The sequence below is a fragment of the Coprococcus sp. AM100_B19A genome (assembly GCF_027662015.1).
Classification (GTDB): Bacteria; Bacillota; Clostridia; order Lachnospirales; family Lachnospiraceae; genus Allocoprococcus; species Allocoprococcus comes.
Genome location: NZ_JAQDKN010000003.1, coordinates 123,283 through 143,049 on the forward strand (window position 1 = coordinate 123,283; position 19,767 = coordinate 143,049).

Here is a 19,767-nt window from a genome sequence, read left to right on the forward strand (position 1 = left end):
GAGTGTAAGGTTGGGTTTTTATAATGGAATCATCAAATAAATGGTACGAAAAAGTACCCGTACAAAAGGAAGGAGAAAATGCCATGAGTGAAGCAATGCTTGCCTTATTGGGATTTGCAACCATCATTATTGTGATTGCGTTGCTCTTAAGAAATGTAACGGTACCGGCTCTTGCATTTGTCAGTGTATCAACTGTAACAGGTGCGATCCTTGTAGCAACCGGAACATTTACGATTGAAGAAATGGGGGAATTTGTAACAGCCGGTGTAGCAGGAGTACATGGTACTGCAGCGCTGTTTATCTTCTCTGTACTTTTCTTTGGAATTATGACAGATGTAGGAATGTTCGACAAGATCATCAATGCATTGATGAAGAAAGTCGGAAGTAATGTAGTCGGTGTTGCCATGATGACCTGTATCATTGCTATGATCGGACATCTGGATGGAGGCGGTGCCTCTACATTCCTGATCACAATTCCGGCAATGCTCCCGGTTTACAAACGTCTGAATATGAGACCGACAACTCTGATGCTCATCTGTGTATCTGCAATGGGTGTTATGAACCTTCTGCCATGGGGCGGACCGACAATGCGTGCGGCTACTGTCCTTGGAATTGAACCAAATGCACTGTGGAAACAGATCATTCCAATGCAGGTTGTAGGTATTTTTATTGCACTTGGAACAGCATTTATCTGGGGAAATATCGAAAAGAAGAGAGGTGCAGGCACTTCTTCAGCAGAAAAGATCGAGTATGGCGGAATTGAAGATGAAGCCGTAACAGATGATGAAAAGAATGAGCTTGCAAGACCGAAACTCTTTGTATTCAATGTAATCGTAACACTGGTAGTGATCGTAAACCTGGTTCTTGCAAAGGTACCGTCTTACTATATCTTTATGGTAGGATGTGCAGTAGCACTTTTTGTAAACTACCCGGGTGCAAAAATGCAGGGTAAGATCATTAAATCCCATGCAGGTCCGGCACTTACCATGGCATCTACGATTCTTTGTGCAGGTGTATTCCTTGGAGTGATGCAGCAAACAGAGATCATGACTCATATGGCTAACGTACTTGCAAACGTAGTTCCACAGTCTATGGGAAGATTTTTACCGCTTATCGTAGGTCTGGTATCTGTACCGCTTACACTGATGTTTGATACCGATTCCTTCTTCTTCGGAATGCTTCCGGTACTGATCGGAATCGGAAACGAATTCGGTGTAAATCCGGCACATATTGCCATTGCAATGGTTGTTTGCCGTAACTGTGCAACTTTCATCAGCCCGGTTGTTCCTGCTACTTTCCTTGGAACCGGACTTGCCGGTGTGGAGATCAAAGATCACATCAAGAACAGTTTCTTCTGGATCTGGGGTGTAAGTATTATCTGTCTGATCTCAGGTATAATTCTTGGAGTTATCAAATTCTAGTTAGATAAATAAAAAGATCCTGTATTTCATGTGATTTGTACATGGAGTACGGGATTTTTTTGGATATGCATATAAAATGGTCTGATGATTGAAATGCAACGAAAGTGCTCGAAAATGTTATGCAGGGTATAAGATTTCAGGAAAATGTGATAGAGTTATTTTACTTCGATTTAGTTCTAAAATCGAAAAAGTATCTAATTAACCATAATCAGAAGGTATCTCATTTTCGGTGCTCAATTTTCGAGTAAACTCCCGACAATGAACAAAGCAAAAGAAAATATAGAAGTATGGGAGTTTGCCTTTACAAAGGATGACAGTATGTTAAAATATTTATAGTAGAAAAGTCAGATTTTCCTTTCTATATTTTTACAATGCAGAAAGGGGAATCATATGACAGAAGAAAAGAAACAATTAACAGAAAATCAGGATAGCTTTATAATGCATCCAACGGTAGATTTCTGCTTCAAAGAATTAATGGAGAATGCAAAAGTAAGACAGGGATTGATTGCGGCAATTCTAAAGAAAGATCCAGAAGAAATTCAGAAAACAAAGTTGATGCCAACAATTTTAAGGAAAGAATATCCGGAAGATAAATACGGGATTCTGGATGTAAGAGTTCTCTTGAAAAATGGAGAGCAGATGGATTTGGAAATGCAGGTGGTGCCATTTGAATTCTGGTTTCAGAGGAGCTTTTATTATCTGTCAAAGATGGTAACGGATCAAATGAAAACAGGGGATACTTATGATAGAATTAAACCGTGCATTCATGTTGGAATTTTGGACTTTAATTTCTTTGAAAATGATACCAGATGTTATCATGCGGGAATGTTCTGTGATAAAGAGACTGGAGAAGTGCTGACGGACTTGCTGCAGATTCATATTCTGGAATTGAAAAAGTTGCCACCGGAAAGTCAGAATGAAACTGGGATCATCCAGTGGATGCGATTTATGAGCGGAAAGAACAGAAAGGATTTTGCAAAGATGGCAGAGCAAAATGAATATATTAAAGAAGCTTATGAATGTCTGGAGAAGATGAGTGCAGATGAAAGAAAAAGAAGAGAATACGAAGAAAGACAAAAAATTTTGTGGGATCATAATTCGTTTATGAAAAGTGCAAAAATAATTGGGATGCGAGAAGGTCGTGAAGAAGGACGTGAGGAAGGACGTAAAGAAGGACGTAAAGAAGGGCGTAAAGAAGGGCGTAAAGAAGGGTACAGGGAAGCATTAGTTTCAATTGTTATAAAAAAATTGCAAAAAGGGATGTCAGCAGAGGAAATTGCAGATTTTCTGGAAGAGGATGTCTTGACGATACAGAGAATCTATGATATTGCCAATACCTATGCACCGGAATATGATATAGAAAAAATAGTACAAAAGTTGGGAAACACATCGGGAATGAAACAAAAGTAAGAAAAGAGTAAGTCAAATCAGATAGATGAGTGATTTGACTTACTCTTTTTTCGCATGTAATTAGTTGTTGTTCACTTATAAAGTAAAAACACCATATGAGGATGCCCTAAGGCATATGCCTTAGTACGAGGAATGTTTTACTTCAAAATTTTCCGCAAAATACAAGTAATAATTCCCACCACGCAGAATGGAAAATATGCCGGGTAAAGGGAACCAAATACCAGGATACCGCCTCTGATACCGGTCAGCAACTGAACATCAGCAGGAATTGCAGCTGCGGCTAGACTGAAGAGGTAGGACAGAACATATACTAGGACAAAATAAGTAAGTCCGCGTCCGGTTCCGTGTCGGATGCCACTTAATGTGAAAAAGAACGTAGACAGCATCCAGATCAGCATAACCGCTCCGACAGTCAGATAAGCAATCAGAGTAAGATCTGGATTGGATGTCAGTGTATTGATATCTCCATAATCAGACAGCTGATTCCAGAATGAAAAAAAGGTAATCGCCAGGATGATGGCGGACATCAGAACCGGTGCCGGGCGAAGGATGAAAGTGGTCAGTTTCTCAGCGGCAGTACTTCCGGTGCGGGCAATATTCCGGATTGGAGCAGCCAGTTCTTCGGAAGAGGAATCGGGACGTCTGCGGGAATTTCTCCGTTCTGTCCGTCTGGCTGGTCTTTGGCGGTCATAATAAGAATCCTCTTCTTCATAATCATCGTCATAATCAGGAGCAAGCCTGTCTGTTTCATCGTAGTAGTCGTCAGTTTCATAATCGTTAAGGTAGTCTGTGTCGTCATAACGGTCGTCATAATCATCCTGCCCCACAGGGATCGACGGGAGATCGCCTGTATAAGTTACTTCAAAGTTGTCATCAAAATAGTCGTCTATATTTTTTTTATTATTCATAAAACAAATACACCCTCCTTGTGCATAAGTGTATGGTAACTGTTTTGACAGTCTGTGTCAAATAAATAATGAGATGATTGTGAAATCTGAAAAATTGAAAATGGGTTAATGTAGCAAAGATGGAAAGAGAAAGAGTGGTAGGGGACATCATTCTATGGTAGAATAAATCTGTATGAAAAAATAAATGAGGACAGAAAAATATGGCAATCAATATAGCAACAAAAGCAATCCTGAAAATCCTGTCTTTTGGAGGGATTGATGTAGAAGTATCAAGGCAGCTTGCGGATCTGAAAAGACTGGATCCGATGAAAATTTTTTATAAAAAAATGGATCTGCAGGTATATAACGGCGATTATGAAGTTCCGATCCGGGTATTTTTCCCGGATGAAGCATCGTGTCTGGAAAAAGATCAGATCAAGGGACGAAAGATCATGCTTTTCCTTCACGGAGGAGGATGGGCGACTGAGCATGTGGAAAATTATGAGAGAGTATGTTCCCGGATGGCACAGGCGACGGGGCAGACTGTAGCAGCAGTAGAATATCGCCTGGCGCCGGAGCACAAGTTCCCGACCGGGCTTATGGACTGTTATGCCGTGGCAAGAGCATTGTATACGCATCCGGATACAAAGCCGGAGGATATTACTCTGATTGGAGACAGTGCAGGTGGCAATCTGGCAGCTGCATTGTCCATTATGGCACGGGACCGTGGCGAATTTATGCCAAAGAGACAGATTCTGATCTATCCGGCAGTCAATAATGATTATTCAGAGAAGAGTCTGTTCTCTTCTGTAAGGGAGAACGGGCAGGATTATCTTCTGACGGCAGGCAAATTAAAAGATTATATTAATCTTTATGCAGGTTCGGAAGAGGACAAGTTAAATCCATATTTTGCACCGATTCTGGAGAAAGATCTGTCAGGACAGCCGGATACACTGATCCTGACGTCAGAATTTGATCCGCTCCGGGATGAGGGAGAAGCGTATGGAAGACGTCTTGCAGAGGCAGGTAACCGGGTGGAAGTACACCGGATCAAGGATGCACTTCACGGATATTTTGCACTGGGAATCCGGAGTCTGCATGTACAGGAAAGTTTTGAATATATCAATCATTTTCTGGAGGGGGAATAGAAAATGCCGCAGACAAATGTAAAGCACTGGAGAAGGCTGGACAATGCAGCGAAGCTTTTTCCGGCGGCGAGCAGTAAAAGGGATACCCGTGTATTCCGGTTCTACTGTGAATTGAAAGAGGATATACAGCAGGAGATCCTGCAGAAGGCGGTAGACAGGACACTGGAAAAATATCCGATCTTTCTGTCCGTGCTGCGAAAGGGACTGTTCTGGCATTATCTGGAACAGAGTAATAAAAGACCGGTTGTAAGAGAAGAGTATAAGGAGCCGTGCAGCAGCCTTTATATCCGTGATAAGAGAGATCTGCTTTTTGAAGTGACTTATTACAAAAAGAGAATCAATTTTGAGGTCTTTCATGTGCTGACGGACGGAACCGGTGCCAGTGAATTTGTACGGGAGCTGGTGAAAAATTATCTGTATCTGGCACATCATGAGGATGGACTGGAGGATGTGGTTCTGTCAGAGTATTCGGAGAGCCTTTTCGATCAGGAAGCAGATGGATTTGAAAGATATTATTCCCACCAGGCAGACCGCAAAAAGGAGAAAAAACCGGCAGCGCATCAGCTTCGCGGAAACCGGCGCGAGCTTGGAAGCCTGCAGACGACAGAGGCAGAAATTCCGGTCGAAGAACTGAGGCATCAGGCAAAGACTTATGGTGTATCGATGACGGTATTTCTGACTGCGGTATATCTGTGTGCGATTCACCGGACAATGACAAGACGGCAGGAAAGCAAGCCGGTTGTACTGATGGTTCCGGTAAATCTGCGTAATTTCTTTCCGACCAATACAATGCTCAATTTCTTCAACTGGATCGAACCGGGATATCATTTTCAGGGTGAAAAAGAAGAGTTCACAGATGTTGTGCAAAAAGTAAATGCATGCTTTAAAGAAGAACTGACAACGGAAAAGATGGAGAAGCGGATGAACGATTACTTCGCCTTGCAGGTGCATCCAATCCTGAAATTTGCGCCGCTGGAACTGAAAAATGTCTGTATCAATATCGGGGCGAGGACGGCAGAAAGTGATGTGACCGCTATTTTTTCCAACATGGGAATCATCCGGATGCCGGAAAGCTATGAGACGTATATCAGGTATTTTGGTGTTTATACAAGTACGCCGAAAGTAGAGCTTTGTATGTGTTCCTTCCGGGATAAGATTTATCTGGGATTTACGTCCAGATATGACTGTGATGCGATCAAGGACAACTTTTTCCAGATTCTGAAAGAGCAGGAAGTAAAGCCTGAGATCCTTGAAGTGGAGTATCCGGAAAGTGTGATGACAGAAGCGAAAGGAATGCAGATTTTCAAAATATTTACATTTCTTTGCATGATCGCGATTGTGGCGGCACTGGGAGTGGATTATAGCATTGATACGAATTTCCATCTGTCACTGTTTGTGTGCGGCGGTGCGTTCAGTATGTGGTTGGCGCTCGCAGTCGGTTTCTTCAAGCGGTACAATCTGCTGAAGAATGCCATGTGGCAGCTGATCATTGTGACAGTCGGCTGTATTATCTGGGACTGGCTGACCGGCTGGCATGGCTGGTCGATTGACTTTGTGCTTCCGGGAGTCAGTGGCTTGATTATGATTTCGATGCTGATCATATCGAGGGTGTATTACCGTCAGGCGAAGGACTATCTGGTGTACTTTGTGATGGCGGCGCTTTACGGAATGATCTTACCATTTATCTTTTTGCTGACTGGTAAGGTACGAATTGTATTTCCGTCTGTGATTTCAATTGGGATGGGCGTGCTGATGCTGATCGGACTGGTGCTTTTCAAGGGAAAAGAAATGCGTCAGGAAATGGAAAAGAATTTACATGTATAAATCGGTGGTGCCGCAAAATTATCTGGATTGATGATTTTGCGGCACCATATTTTTTGCATTTAAATATCTGACGAGTGCGGTGATCTGGATCAGAAGTTCTTCCTGATGCTTTGCATCGAGTTCTTTAAATAAAGAAAGAACTTGGAATTCAAAACGAAGCAAAGAAACAGAAGGATCCGGTTCACCAATTTCCAAAGCTTCATCTGCAGAGATGCCATACAGATTGGCAAGGGTTGCGAAAGTGGAGAGATCCGGCTCGGCAACGTTATTCTCATAACCGGACAGAGATTTTCTGTGGATACCGGTCAATTCCATCACTTGTTTCTGGGTATATTCTTTATTCTCACGGGCGTTTTTCAGAATTTTACCAATATCTTTCATGAAAATGTTCCCCCTTCAAACATAGTATAAGTTCATTATAAATGGTCAGAGCAGGAAAAAGCAATGACAATTTATTTTGATTTTTTATCGAGATAGTCTGCGAGAGATTGAAACTGAATCAAAAGCTCTTCCTGGTGGCTGGTGTCAAATTTTTGGAAAAGAGTAAGCATTTTTCATTCGCAGCGCGAAAGGGAAAAATGCGAGGGGGGGGGTAGAAGTCTTAATTCCTAATACTTCATCCGCAGAAAGTTGATATAAGCGGAGTAATCTGGCAAATGTGTCAAGATCTGGTTCTGCTACACTGTTCTCATAGCCGGACAGAGTCTTGCGGTTGATACCGGTCAGTTCTATTACTTTCTTCTGAGTATAAAAATTATCTTCACGTGCTGTCCGGAGAATTTCTCCTATATGTTCCATGGGCGATCGTCCTTTCGAAGATTTCATATATAATATAAGTGAAGTGGTATGTACTATTGCTATTATATAAGAAATAGACGTTAAAAAGAGTAGAATTCTTAGAAAAAGTACTAATAAATCAAAAAGTCTTAAAATTAAAGATACACATGTGCTATCATATTCAAACTTTAATCTCTAAACTTTAATTTTTCCGCCTATGATCTCTAACGAAATAGGAATTGTGAGACTTGCGGCGCCATATTTTTTGTATGCAAAAATCTGACAAGTGCGGTGATTTGAATCAGGAGTTCTTCCTGATGTTTGGGGTCAAGTTCAAAGAAAGAACCTGGAATTCACATTGAGGCAGAGAGTCGGAAGAAGCTTTTCCACCAATATCTAATACTTCATCGGCAGAAATACCATAGAGATTGGCAAGAGTCGCAAAGGTTGATAGATTTGGCTCGGCAACGTTGTTCTCTTAACCAGAAAGCGATTTCCTGTGGATGCCGGTTAATTCCATTACTTGTTTTGGGTATATTTTTTATTCTCACGGGCATATTTCAGAATCTTGCCAATGTCTTTCATGAAAACGGTTTCCTTTCAAATTTACTCCTTTCTTATTATAAAGCACAAAGATAAGAAGACGCAATTTTGAAAACTGTGGTTTTTTATCGAATTATGTATCAAGGAATTACCTATTATTAAATATTAAAACCTATTATTAAAAGACTGAAAAATATGGATTATAACATTAAAAATCGCAAAATTAGCGGAACTGTTAATAAAACGATATTTTTTCGGGAGGGGGAAGAAAAGGAAAAACAAAATCTTAAAAAATACGTTAAAAAGATGTAGAAGTCTTAGAAAAGGTAAGAATGATATTGACTTCTTAAAAATTAAGACTTATAATAACCAAGATAGGATACGTATGCAAAAAAGCATATCACTTTTTAAAATCAGAAAGAGAGGAAATTAGAGATGAAAAAGAGAAGAGTACTTCATCAGGCATGTGCGTTCTCTGTCGCAGTAATGCTCGTTGGAGTAAATGCTGTACCAGTTGTTGCAGCTGATAATGCTCCTGCTGCATATACTAATGCAGATGAGACATGGAAGGGAAAAGCTTGGGCTATTATTACAGTTGATTCCGAAAAAGGATCTTTTGAAGATGGCACTAATACCAATAATGCTGGACATTTGGAAGATAGTAACTATGCAATTAGTTATTTCCCGACTGTTATTCCAAAGGATGGCTATACATGGACAGGATGGGATATTACAGAACCAGACGGTGTTGTAAATCACTTAAATACTGAGTTTGTTGGCGCTAAGTCATGCATGGTTGCTCCAAAGGACGGAGAATTTAAAGTAGTAGCTACATTTAAAAAGGATGCTCCGGCAGAAAAGGAAACTACTACTTTAGTAACCTTTAATAATAGTTTTGATGGAAATGCAACACTTGTTTCAGGAAATCCAGCAGATCAGTTTACATTTTGGAATAAGGATTCAGCAGTATATGATATTCCTAAATATAATGTAAAAGATGGATATGAAATAACTGGATGGACAGTAACAGGTTCAGAGACAACTACTTGGTCAAAAGATAAGACAACTTTTACATTAAGTGATGTTAATGCAGCATATTCTGATAATGGAGAAAAAGTTGAAGGGTTTGCAACCGTAGTCCCTGTTGTATCTAAAAAAGAGGAATCTAAAAAAGTAGTTGTTAACGCAACGGTCAAAGTTGATCCTAACAAAGGTTACTTTGAAGTGTACGGAGACAAAGAACCTTATGAGACTACAAATGAGAATCTTCAGGATGATGGTTGCAAACTGGGCTATCTTCCAAAAGTAGTAGCAAAAGATGGTTATACATGGACAGGTTGGAAAGTAAAAGATGAAGGAGGTAATGTTGTATACTCTAACATTACAACAGATACTTTTGAACTTATGTTTGATTGTACAAAATCTCAAAATTATACTGTAGAAGCTACTTTTGAAGAGAATAAAGCTGAAGAAAAAACAGTAGAAGTTTATTTCAATATTATTGATTCAGAAAAAGGATCATTCCCGGATTATGCACCATCAACAGTTGTTTCTTTCAAAGGTATTGCTGCAGACACAGACCAGCAGTTTGAAATTCCGGCAGTAAAAGCAAATGATGGATACAAGTTTACTGGATGGAAAGTTGAAGGCGCTGAAACACAGAATTGGGATGCAGATGCTAAAACATTTGGTGTGACAGGACTTGCACATTTCCCAGAAGGATCTAATGTTGGTTATGTAACAATTACACCTGAATTTGAAAAAGTTGAAGAAACACCGGCTGTAGCAGTAGCAAATGCATATGTTGTAATTGATTCAACAGAAGGATCATTCGAAGGATATGAAGGAGCAACACAACTTGATAACGAAAACCTTCAGGATAGCAAATACAACCTTGAATTCCTTCCGACAGTAGTAGCAAATGAAGGATATACATTTAAAGGCTGGAAAGTAACAAACAAAGCCGGCGAAGAAATCTACAACCTTGATGCAAATGCAACATCAATTTCATTCCCATACGGAGTAGCTGATGACTACACAGTAACAGCTGTTCTTGAAAAGAATGAAGAAGAAGTAGCAGTAGCAAATGCAACAGTTGTAATCGATTCAGTAGCAGGATCATTCGAAGGATACGAAGGAGCAACAGAACTTCATAACGAAAACCTTCAGGAAGCAGAATACAACCTTGGATTCCTTCCGACAGTAGTGGCAAATGAAAGATATGCATTCAAAGGCTGGAAAGGAACAAACAAAGCCGGCGAAGAAATCTACAACGTTGATGCGAATGCAACATCAATCGCATTCCCATACGGAGTAGCTGATGACTACACAGTAACAGCTGTTCTTGAAAAGAATGAAACTCCGGTTGATCCGGATCAGCCATCAGTTGATCCTTCAAAACCAAGTACTCCAGAAGAAAAACCGGGTACTTCAATTGAAGAGAACAAGAAAGATGACAAAACATCTACAACAGTAGCAAAAGATGACAAAAAGACAAACAAGAAGGAATCTGCTAAGAAAGCAAATGAGCAGAAATCTGATACAGTTCAGACTGGTGATCATAGCAACGTATTCGTATACGTAGCAACACTTCTTATTGCAGGTGCTGCAGCAGTTGTAGCATTCTTCAGAAGAAGAAACGCATAATCTGGTCTTAGCAATAAGCACAGATGATGTGAATTTAATCAGGTGGCTGTGAGTTCTCTCACAGCTACCTGAAGTTTATAAAGGATATTTCTATATGAATAAGCATACGAATCCAACTATCGTAAAAAGACCAAAGAAAACTCATCGTGACCGCGGGACACAGATAGGTTCTGTTCTTGTCATACTTCTTGCATGTGTGGTGATTGGTGGAGGTATTTATTTTGTACGGCAAGAATTGAGTGGGGGAAAGAATACCACACAAAAAGTTGGCGATACAATTACCATCACACCACAGAAGTTAGACAAGAAGCAGTTAAAAGCATTAATTGACAACACAGAATCTATTAATACAGAGACCTATACCGATGAATCCGTAAATGAGCTGAAAGCAGCTGTAGAGAAGGGAAATACACTTTTACGTGGGGTTCCCGGACAGGATGCAATCGAAGAAACGTATATGGAAATTGTTAACGCGATCCAGGGGTTGACCAAAAAAGACACGCAGTAATGCGTGTCTTTTTTGGTTCTATATTGAAGTAATGGAAGAACAATTAACCAACTGTTCTATATTTTTTATCTACTACGTTAAGAAGTTCATATCCGTCTTCTGTTACGAGAACGAGGTCTTCGATACGTACACCGTATTTGCCTTCGATGTAGATTCCCGGTTCGATCGAGAAGATCATACCCGGTTCAGCTACGTTCTTGTTGATCGGGCTTACATCACCGTATTCATGGTCTTCCTGGCCGATGAAATGTCCAAGACGAATCTTCCAGTATTCGCCGTATCCTGCTTCGCCGATGAGATCTCTTGCCTGCGCATCGATATCACAGAAACGTACGCCTGGTTTGATGATGGCTTCTGCTTTCTCAACCGCTGTACGAACAAGGTCATGGATTGCAGCCTGTTCTTCGTCTACGCTCTTGCAGTAGAAGGTTCTTGTCATATCTGAGCAATAACCGTTCCAGATGCATCCCATATCGATCAGAACGCATTCTCCGGCTTTCAGAGTTCTTGTCTCGCTTGGTGAGTGATGTTGGTCAGCAGCGTTAGCACCGAAGCATACGATTGTATCAAAGCTGAGTCCTGTTGCGCCTTCTTTGTAGTATTCTGCTTCAATGAAATCAGCAATCTGTTTTTCTGTCATGCCTTCTTTAATGTAGGCAGCAGCTCTTTCCATAACCATGTCATTGATTACAGATGCCTGTCTCATGATCTTGATTTCTTCTTCATTCTTAACAGCACGAACACCGTCTACACAGTCAGATCCCCATACCGTTTTCAGTTCCGGGCAGCGTTCCTGAAGCGGGATCAGGAAACGAGCAGGAAATGTTTTGTCGATACCGATTACGCCCTTGGTATCGATATGTTCTGTCAGAACTCCAATCTGATCATCCATATCACTGAACCATACTTCTTCAAATCCTGTATCAGATACATAATACAGATAGTTCAAGAACATGGTGTGCTTTCCGTTTGTACGAAGCAACAGAGCGTACAATCTTTCCCCCGGATGTACCATGATGCCCGTTAAAAAGCGGATGCTGAGCGGATCAGATACAAGTAACTGATCGATTCCTTTTTTTTCCATTTTTTGCAATACGCGTTCCAGTCTTTCGTTCATTGCTATAATTCTCCTCTCTTAAATACACTACACCAATCATAGCACATTACAGGCAAAATATGAAGAGAAAGCTGCCATCTATTTTTTTAAATATGTCTTACGAACAGTGCAGGATCTTCTTTGCATTTTCTACGCGTTCTCTCGAAGGTGGATTGATCCCTTTGAGTGGATAATCAAGTCCCAGCTCTTTCCATTTGTAGGCACCAAGTGTGTGGTAAGGCAGGATTTCTACTCTTTCTACATTATCAAGTGTCTGGATAAAATCATTTAACCGGTTTAAGTATTCATCATAGTCGCTGCGCTCCGGTACGAGCACATGGCGGATCCAGACAGGTTTTTTGATATCGGAGAGAAAACGGATCATATCCAGAATGTTTTTATTCGTTTTTCCGGTCAGTTCTTTGTGAGCTTTTTCATCGATATGTTTGATATCAACAAGAAGAAGATCGGTATACTGCATCAGCTCCTGAAATTTGGAGAAAAATGGTTCTTCTCTGGTAAAAGGACCACCTGCAGTATCAATCGTTGTGTGAATACCTTTTGCCTTTGCTTTTTTGAAAAGATCCAGCAGAAAATCAATCTGTAGGAGGGGTTCTCCGCCGCTTACGGTGATTCCACCGCCATTTTTCCAGTAAGTGCGGTAACGCAGAGCCTGCGCAAGAAGCTCATCGGCACTGCGCCAGGTGGCGCCGTTTTTATCTGTCATATTCCAGGTGTCAGGGTTATGGCAGAACTGACATCTCAGTGGACATCCCTGAACAAATATAATAAAACGTACCCCAGGCCCGTCAACAGAACCAAAGCTTTCTGTAGAGTGAATAAGTCCTTTGATTTGAGTCATATGAAAATCTCCTTTTTCATTGTGTGATTGGAAAACTGCGGATCAGGCAGAGTCTTTTAAATGCCTTAGTATGCAGGAAAAGTTGCCAGCAGCATCTCTGTATGTGCCGAAAGTCATGCACTTTAAAATGCATGACTTCCAGCATAACGATATGTTTGGCAAAAGAGTGTAAGTTCGGTAATTACATACGATCGTGGCAGGTTCTTGCGATCACATCGAGCTGTTGTTCGCGTGTAAGGTCGATGAACTTAACCGCATATCCTGATACACGGATCGTAAAGTTTGCGTATTCTTCTTTTTCCGGATGTTCCATAGCGTCAAGAAGTTTTTCTGTTCCGAATACGTTGACGTTCAGATGGTGAGCACCCTGAGAGAAGTATCCGTCCATAACATTTACCAGGTTGTTAATGCGTTCCTCCGGAGTATGTCCGATTGCATTCGGGTTGATGGTCTGGGTGTTAGAGATTCCGTCAAGTGCCCATTCGTAAGGCAGCTTGGCAACGGAGTTCAGGGAAGCAAGAAGTCCGTTCTGTTCAGCACCGTAGCTTGGGTTTGCTCCAGGTGAAAGCGGTGCGCCTGCTTTTCTTCCATCCGGAAGAGCACCGGTAGCTTTTCCATATACAACGTTTGAGGTAATGGTAAGGATAGAAGTTGTCGGTTCGGATTCACGGTAGGTGTGATGCTTTTTCAGTTTCTTCATAAATGTCTGAAGAAGCCATACTGCGATATCATCTGCGCGGTCATCATCATTTCCGTATTTCGGGAAATCACCGGTTGTCTCGAAATCTACAACGAGTCCGTTTTCGTCACGGATTGTTTTCACTTTTGCATATTTGATCGCACTTAAGGAGTCAACTACATGAGAGAATCCTGCGATACCTGTTGCAAATGTACGACGTACATCGGTATCGATCAGTGCCATCTGAGATGCTTCATAGTAGTATTTGTCATGCATGTACTGGATCAGGTTCAGTACGTTTACATACAGTCCGGCGAGCCAGTCCATCATCTTGTCGTATTTAGCCATTACTTCATCATAATCAAGGTATTCAGAAGTGATCGGTGTGTAAGCCGGTCCTACCTGATCTTTTGACTTGCAGTCGACACCACCGTTGATCGCGTAAAGAAGGCATTTTGCAAGGTTTGCTCTTGCTCCGAAAAACTGCATTTCTTTACCAGTCTGTGTTGCAGATACGCAGCAGCAGATAGAATAGTCATCGCCCCATACCGGACGCATTGCATCATCATTTTCATACTGGATAGAACTTGTTTCAATAGAAATATGTGAAGCGTAGTCCTTGAAGTTCTTCGGAAGACGTTCTGTGTAAAGTACAGTCAGGTTCGGTTCCGGAGAAGGTCCCATGTTTTCCAGGGTGTGCAGGAAACGGTAGTCTGTCTTTGTTACCATAGAACGTCCGTCCTGTCCCATTCCGCCGACTTCCAGTGTAGCCCAGACCGGGTCACCGGAGAAGAGCTGGTTGTAAGATGGGATACGTGCGAACTTAACCATACGGAATTTCATTGTCATATGGTCAACTAATTCCTGAGCTTCTTCTTCGGTAAGGATTCCTGCTTCCATATCTCTCTTGATGTAGATATCAAGGAAGGTAGATACACGTCCGACACTCATGGCAGCTCCGTTCTGAGTCTTGATTGCTGCAAGGTATCCGAAGTACAGCCACTGGAATGCTTCTTTTGCATTTTTTGCTGGCTCGGAAATGTCGAATCCGTAGACAGCAGCCATTTCTTTCATACCCTTGAGGGCACGGATCTGTTCTGCAAGTTCTTCCCGCTGACGGATGACATTGTCACGCATGGATCCGTATCCGCAGTTTGCGAGATCGTCCTGCTTCATAGCGATCAGGAGATCGATTCCGTAGAGGGCAACACGGCGGTAATCGCCGACGATACGTCCTCTTCCGTAAGTATCCGGAAGACCGGTAAGGATTTTTGCGTGACGTGCTTTTTTCATTTCCGGTGTGTAGGCATCAAATACTGCCTGGTTATGTGTTTTATGATAATCTGTAAAGATTTTATGGAATTTCGGGTTTGGTTCATATCCGTAAGTTTTGCATGCTTCCTCAGCCATTTTGATTCCACCGAACGGCATAAATGCACGTTTCAGAGGTTTGTCAGTCTGAAGACCCACAACCTGTTCTTTATCTTTCAGTTCTTCGCAGATATAACCTGGACCGTAAGCGGTAAGAGAAGATACCACTTCTGTTTCCATATCCAGAACGCCGCCTTTTGCACGTTCTTCTTTCTGGAGTTCCTGAAGCTTGCCCCAGAGCTGGTTTGTTGCTTCGGTCGGATCTGCAAGGAATGAAGAATCTCCCTCGTAAGGTGTGTAGTTGTTCTGGATAAAATCACGAACGTTGATTTCTTCTTTCCAGAGTCTTCCTTCAAATCCCTGCCATTGTTCTTTCTGCATCATTTGGTTATTCCTCCTTCTTGTGGGTGAGCCATAGTACCTATGACCTGGTTATTATACACTGTGTTGCTGCGGTTTATGCCCGGAAAGTTCTGGCAAATTCCAGACATATGAAAAGGTTCAGCCAGAAGAACCGATGGATGTTTACGCCTTTTATATAGCCCTGATTTATGATAATCTTATAAAAATGCGTAAAAAAAGCCGGCATCTGAGCTGAATCGCCCAGACGGTCGGCTAAATAATCAAATCCTCATATTTCCCTGTGGTTCATTCCACTTCCGTCAGTCATATGAGCAACTTTAATTTAACAAATTGCTATATAAATGTCAATGACAAATTTGTTTTTTTGAAAAAACATAATAATGATGTGAATGTCAATAAGTATAAATACCGAGAAAAGTTTAACATTTATCAAGAAATCTCTCAATCGAATTGAGGCATGTACCTGGAATAGAACATAAAAAATGTTAAAAAAATATCAAGCATCTATTGAATTCTGTTTTTTAGAGGATTATAATAAAAACATCAGGTGATTTACAAAATAAAGGAGGATTTTTATCATGGCAAGAAAAGTTGTTTTAGCAGGAGCATGTCGTACAGCAATCGGTGTAATGGGCGGACAGTTTGCAAATACATCGGCTGTAGAACTTGGAACGATCGTAATCAAAGAAGCTCTCAAAAGAGCGGGCGTTTCTCCGGATCAGATTGACGAAGTGTATATGGGAAATGTTATCCAGGCAGGCAACGGACAGAACCCGGCACGTCAGGCAGCTGTATATGCAGGAATCCCGAATGAAGTACCGGCAACAACTATCAACGTACTTTGTGGATCCGGTCTTCACTGTGTAAACCTTGCAGCGAAGCTGATCGCAGCTGGAGATGCAGATATTATCGTTGCAGGTGGTATGGAAAATATGACAATGGCTCCGTACATGTTGAGAAACGGACGTTATGGATATCGTATGGGAAATGCGACAATCGAAGATGCTATGATCAAGGATGGTCTGACCGACGCATTCCATAATTATCACATGGGAATCACAGCAGAAAATATCTGCGAACAGTGGGGACTTACAAGAGAAGAACTGGATGAATTTGCAGCATGGTCTCAGAACAAATGTGAAAAAGCAATGGCAGAAGGTAAATTTAAAGACGAGATTGTTCCGGTCGAAGTGAAGAAGAAAAAAGAAACGATTCTTGTAGATACAGATGAAGGTCCTCGTAAAGGAATCACAAAAGAAGGTCTTGCAAAACTTCGTCCTGCATTTAAGAAAGACGGTATGGTTACAGCAGGTAACGCATCCGGAATCAATGATGGTGCAGCTGCACTTATCGTTATGAGCGAAGAAAAAGCAAAAGAGCTTGGCGTAACACCTATGGCAACATGGATCGGCGGAGAACTCGCAGGATGTGATCCGGCAATCATGGGAATCGGACCGGTTTATTCAACACGTAAGGTTATGAAGAAGCTGGGAATGGAGATCGGAGATTTTGATCTGATCGAAGCAAACGAAGCATTTGCAGCACAGTCTGTAGCTGTTGGAAAAGATCTTGGATTTGACCTTAGTAAGCTGAATGTCAATGGTGGAGCAATTGCTCTCGGACATCCGGTTGGCTGCTCAGGTGCAAGAATCCTTGTAAGCTTGTTGTATGAGATGCAGAAAGAAGATGTACATACAGGACTTGCAACACTTTGTGTTGGTGGCGGAATGGGATGCTCTGCTGTAGTTAAAAGAGATTAGGGATAGAAAAAAAGGGTGGATACTTTTTAAGTGTCTGCTCTTTTTTGAATGATTTAGGTTGTGTTGACAAATTCGGAAAAAGATAATGCGTCTATTCTAGTTGTGCAAACCATTCCGATGAACCCCCTAAAGCGAAAATCGTGTTCAGCAGAGGCTTCCACGATTTTTGAGTTTCATCTCCATTGCACAAAAGACGAATAGACGCATTATCTTTTGCCCAATTTGTCCCTCGAAGCTATTGACATTATTAAATAAAAGCGTAGTAACTAAAAAAGTCTGGCGAGGTGTGCCAGACTTTTTTCTACGATGAGATATATGCGTTTTGCATGTTTTAGGGTTTTGGAAAAAATTAATATACCAGAGGTTTTTCTTCGCCGTTTAATACACGGAGAGCGCCTTGAGCGAGGGCGAGGAGTTCATCTTCACCCGGGTAGACGGTGATTGGGGCGATGAAGCCGACTTTTTCCTTGATCTCGGATGTTACATAATCGCTGTATGCGATACCACCGGTGAGAAGGATCTGGTCTACTTTTCCGTTAAGTACGGCTGCCATGGCGCCGACTTCTTTGGCAACCTGGTAAGTGAATGCGTGGAATACACCGGCTGCTTCTTCGTCACCCTTTTCAAAGGCACGTTCTGCAACGTCGCGCATGTTGTTGGTTCCAAGGTATCCGTTGAGACCGCCTTTCCCGTTGATCTTTTTATATACTTCAGCCTGTGTGTACTGACCGGAGAAACACATTTTTACGAGTGCGCCTGCTGGTACACCGCCGGAACGTTCCGGTGAGAAAGGTCCGTCTCCGTCAAGTGTGTTGTTGACATCGACAACTTTGCCATTTTTATGAGCACCGACAGATACACCGCCGCCCATATGTACAACGACCAGGTTCAGGGAGTCATAAGATACACTCTGTTCTTTGGCGTAGCGTTTGGCAACTGCTTTCTGGTTCAGTGCGTGGAAGATACTGATACGCGGAAGTTCCGGGATTCCGGAATATCTTGCAACAGGTTCCATCTCATCGACAACAACCGGGTCAACAATGTAAGAAGGAACTCCGATCTCATCACCGATTTCGCGGGCAAGGATGCCTCCAAGGTTCGATGCATGCTGTCCTTGCACACCTGCTTTTAAGTCAGCAAGAAGTGCGTCAGATACTGGATAGGTTCCACCTGGGATCGGTTTTAAAAGTCCGCCTCGTCCTACTACAACATTCAGAGATTTGATGTCGAAGCTGTTCTTTGCGAGAATATCTACGATCAGTTCTTTACGGAAATCTTTCTGGTCAACGATGGTTGCATATTTTGCAATCTCTTCGGTGGAATGACGGAGTGTTTCTTCGAATAACAAAGTTTCGTCTTCGTACACACCGATCTTGGTAGAAGTAGATCCCGGGTTGATTACTAAAATTTTATAGCTCATAAAAAGATCCTCCTTAGTCTGTGATCGATCCTGCGATTACGGTCGCAAGAGCGATAGAATTCAGTTTTGTCTGGAAATCATCAGAACGTGATGTAAGTACAACCGGAGCGCTTGTTCCGACAAGTACGTTACCGATCTTGACCTTTGCAGTGCGGACAAGAATCTTATATGTGATATTTCCTGCATCGATATTCGGGAAGAGGAGAATATCAGCATGTCCGGCTACTGGATTAGTCACACCTTTGTGAACAGCTGCTTCCGGATCGATCGCAAGATCCATGGAAAGTGGTCCGTAGATCTGGCATCCTTTGAAATCGCCACCCTCGTACATCTTGGTGAGATTATCGGCATCGACTGTTGGCTGCATCTTTGGATTCACTGTCTCAACTGCACACAGAGGAGCAACCTTCGGGCATTCGATGCCACATGCATGTGCGACTTCTACTGCATTGTTGATGATATTGACTTTATCTGCAAGGGTTGGATATGTATTGAAAGCTACGTCTGTGAAGAACAGAAGACGGTTGATGCCTTCAATCTCAAATACACATACATGGGAAAGCATCTTTCCGGTACGAAGTCCGACTTCTTTATTCAATACGCTCTTTAAGAATGTCTTTGTTTCAAGCAATCCTTTTAAAAGGATATCAGCTTTGCCGTTGTGTACAAGCTCAACAGCCTTTAATGCAGCTGCTTCGGTATCAGGCTCATTGATGATCTCGAAATCTGTCAGATCCATATCAATAGAAGCGGCAATCTCGCGGATTTTGGCTTCATCACCGACAAGGATGGCTGTTGCGATATTTTGCTCTTTTGCAGCTTTGACAGCCTGCAGTACCGGCTCATCCTGTGCGTTGGAAACAGAGACTTTCTTTAAGGTTTTTTGATTTGCTTTTGAGATTAATTCTTCAAAACTTTTGCTCATTTTCACACCTTCTCATTCATAATTTAATTATAGTATTCTGGTTGAATATTTTTTAACAATCTTAAGTGTAGCACCATATCTGGGAAAGGTCAATATAAAAGTGGTGTGTTGGAAATGACGAATAATG

The 19,767-nt window shown here is 41.8% G+C and carries 15 protein-coding genes and 1 riboswitch; of the genes, 7 read left to right on the plus strand and 8 right to left on the minus strand.

Annotated features, from left to right (window positions below; translation table 11 throughout):
• The first annotated feature begins 83 nt into the window (after positions 1-83).
• Both PGQ33_RS04245 and PGQ33_RS04250 read left to right on the plus strand, forming a co-directional pair.
• A complete protein-coding gene (locus tag PGQ33_RS04245) occupies positions 84-1,421 on the plus strand; it encodes a CitMHS family transporter (protein WP_055157528.1) in 1,338 nt (445 codons plus the stop codon).
• A gap of 390 nt (positions 1,422-1,811) precedes the next feature.
• On the plus strand, positions 1,812-2,831 hold the full coding sequence (locus PGQ33_RS04250) for an Rpn family recombination-promoting nuclease/putative transposase (RefSeq protein WP_270205332.1): 1,020 nt from the start codon (positions 1,812-1,814) through the stop codon (positions 2,829-2,831).
• A 137-nt stretch (positions 2,832-2,968) separates the two neighbouring features.
• Here the strand turns inward: PGQ33_RS04250 and PGQ33_RS04255 are convergent, their stop codons facing one another.
• The gene (locus tag PGQ33_RS04255; protein WP_117834450.1) at positions 2,969-3,739 is read right to left on the minus strand and encodes a hypothetical protein; all 771 of its coding nucleotides are present in this window, start codon (positions 3,737-3,739) and stop codon (positions 2,969-2,971) included.
• Between the two features lie 200 nt (positions 3,740-3,939).
• On the opposite strand from PGQ33_RS04255, the gene PGQ33_RS04260 reads away from it, so the two are divergent.
• Positions 3,940-4,866: an alpha/beta hydrolase gene (locus PGQ33_RS04260; RefSeq protein WP_008371960.1), complete on the plus strand. Its 927-nt coding sequence runs from the start codon at positions 3,940-3,942 to the stop codon at positions 4,864-4,866.
• 3 nt (positions 4,867-4,869) lie between these two features.
• Positions 4,870-6,690, plus strand: coding sequence for a DUF6320 domain-containing protein (locus tag PGQ33_RS04265; protein ID WP_270205333.1), 1,821 nt, complete (start codon positions 4,870-4,872; stop codon positions 6,688-6,690).
• A gap of 18 nt (positions 6,691-6,708) precedes the next feature.
• On the opposite strand, the gene PGQ33_RS04270 is transcribed toward PGQ33_RS04265, so the two are convergent.
• Positions 6,709-7,071 carry a helix-turn-helix domain-containing protein gene (locus PGQ33_RS04270; RefSeq protein ID WP_022220639.1) on the minus strand — a complete coding sequence of 121 codons (363 nt, stop codon included), beginning with the start codon at positions 7,069-7,071 and terminating at the stop codon, positions 6,709-6,711.
• Positions 7,072-7,215: 144 nt separating this feature from the next.
• Positions 7,216-7,488 (minus strand): helix-turn-helix domain-containing protein, encoded by a 273-nt coding sequence (locus tag PGQ33_RS04275; RefSeq protein ID WP_242854864.1) that lies wholly within the window; start codon positions 7,486-7,488, stop codon positions 7,216-7,218.
• Between the two features lie 957 nt (positions 7,489-8,445).
• On the opposite strand from PGQ33_RS04275, the gene PGQ33_RS04280 reads away from it, so the two are divergent.
• On the plus strand, positions 8,446-10,656 hold the full coding sequence (locus PGQ33_RS04280) for an InlB B-repeat-containing protein (protein WP_270205334.1): 2,211 nt from the start codon (positions 8,446-8,448) through the stop codon (positions 10,654-10,656).
• 94 nt (positions 10,657-10,750) lie between these two features.
• Positions 10,751-11,164: an FIVAR domain-containing protein gene (locus PGQ33_RS04285; RefSeq protein ID WP_175305693.1), complete on the plus strand. Its 414-nt coding sequence runs from the start codon at positions 10,751-10,753 to the stop codon at positions 11,162-11,164.
• 43 nt (positions 11,165-11,207) lie between these two features.
• Here PGQ33_RS04285 and PGQ33_RS04290 read toward each other — a convergent pair whose 3' ends face one another.
• The 3 genes from PGQ33_RS04290 to pflB form a co-directional block, all read right to left on the minus strand.
• Complete coding sequence (locus PGQ33_RS04290; protein ID WP_270205335.1) at positions 11,208-12,281, minus strand: M24 family metallopeptidase; 1,074 nt, start codon at positions 12,279-12,281, stop codon at positions 11,208-11,210.
• 97 nt (positions 12,282-12,378) lie between these two features.
• On the minus strand, positions 12,379-13,122 hold the full coding sequence (gene pflA / locus PGQ33_RS04295) for a pyruvate formate-lyase-activating protein (RefSeq protein ID WP_117555696.1): 744 nt from the start codon (positions 13,120-13,122) through the stop codon (positions 12,379-12,381).
• Positions 13,123-13,303: 181 nt separating this feature from the next.
• Positions 13,304-15,556: a formate C-acetyltransferase gene (gene pflB / locus PGQ33_RS04300; protein WP_270205336.1), complete on the minus strand. Its 2,253-nt coding sequence runs from the start codon at positions 15,554-15,556 to the stop codon at positions 13,304-13,306.
• Positions 15,557-15,766: 210 nt separating this feature from the next.
• Positions 15,767-15,852, minus strand: a riboswitch (ZMP/ZTP riboswitch).
• Between the two features lie 261 nt (positions 15,853-16,113).
• On the opposite strand from pflB, the gene PGQ33_RS04305 reads away from it, so the two are divergent.
• Positions 16,114-17,295, plus strand: a complete 1,182-nt coding sequence (locus PGQ33_RS04305; protein WP_270205337.1) for an acetyl-CoA C-acetyltransferase — start codon at positions 16,114-16,116, stop codon at positions 17,293-17,295.
• A 349-nt stretch (positions 17,296-17,644) separates the two neighbouring features.
• Here the strand turns inward: PGQ33_RS04305 and buk are convergent, their stop codons facing one another.
• Together buk and ptb are read right to left on the minus strand one after the other, a co-directional pair.
• Positions 17,645-18,715 (minus strand): butyrate kinase, encoded by a 1,071-nt coding sequence (buk, locus tag PGQ33_RS04310; protein ID WP_055157356.1) that lies wholly within the window; start codon positions 18,713-18,715, stop codon positions 17,645-17,647.
• 13 nt (positions 18,716-18,728) lie between these two features.
• On the minus strand, positions 18,729-19,640 hold the full coding sequence (gene ptb / locus PGQ33_RS04315; protein WP_022220769.1) for a phosphate butyryltransferase: 912 nt from the start codon (positions 19,638-19,640) through the stop codon (positions 18,729-18,731).
• Positions 19,641-19,767: the final 127 nt, after the last annotated feature.